The 561-nt window shown below is 71.5% G+C and carries 1 protein-coding gene; it reads right to left on the bottom strand.

The window, feature by feature from the left end:
* On the bottom strand, positions 1-561 hold a 561-nt coding region (locus JMF90_RS39735; RefSeq protein ID WP_201326618.1), incomplete at both ends, for an autotransporter-associated beta strand repeat-containing protein.

The raw sequence follows: 561 nt of genomic DNA, 5'->3' as shown, positions 1-561 counted from the left end.
CGCGGCGCCCGTACCGAGATTGACCGCATTGCCGACCGACAAGGTCGCATTCGTATCGAGCGTGGCCGCGCCCCCGACGTTCAGCGCACCGAAGCCGAGTGCCCCATTGTTGCCGAGCACCAGGCCGCCGCTATTGAGGTTCGTCCCGCCGGAATAGGTGCTCGCGCCGTTCAGCGTCTGCGTGCCGGTGCCCGCGAGCGTCAGGCTGCCGGTGCCGCCGATCGCGCCGCTGAACGTGCCGCTGGCGGTCCCGCCCAGCGTCAGCGCGTTGCCGCCGAGGTTGAGGTTCGTGCCCGTGACACCCGACAGCGCACCGAGCGTCTGGCCGCCCGTCGCGGCGCTCAGGTCCAGCATCGCACCGGCGCCTGCGAGGTTCATCGTGCCGGTCGACGCGAGACTGCCGCCCGCGCCGATCGCCAGCGTGCCGCCGTTGACCGTCGTGCCGCCCGTGTAGGTATTCACGCCGGTCAGCGTGGTGGTGGCCGCACCGTCCTTCACGAGGCTGCCCGCGCCGGAAATCGCGCCGCCCAGTGCGAGATTGTTGCTGCCGCCCAGCGTCAG

The organism is Burkholderia sp. E168m23 (genome assembly GCF_016586125.1).
In the GTDB taxonomy this organism is placed as follows: Bacteria; Pseudomonadota; Gammaproteobacteria; order Burkholderiales; family Burkholderiaceae; genus Burkholderia; species Burkholderia orbicola.
Note: the sequence above shows the minus strand (reverse complement) of the source record. Positions and strands in the feature narration are given on the sequence as shown.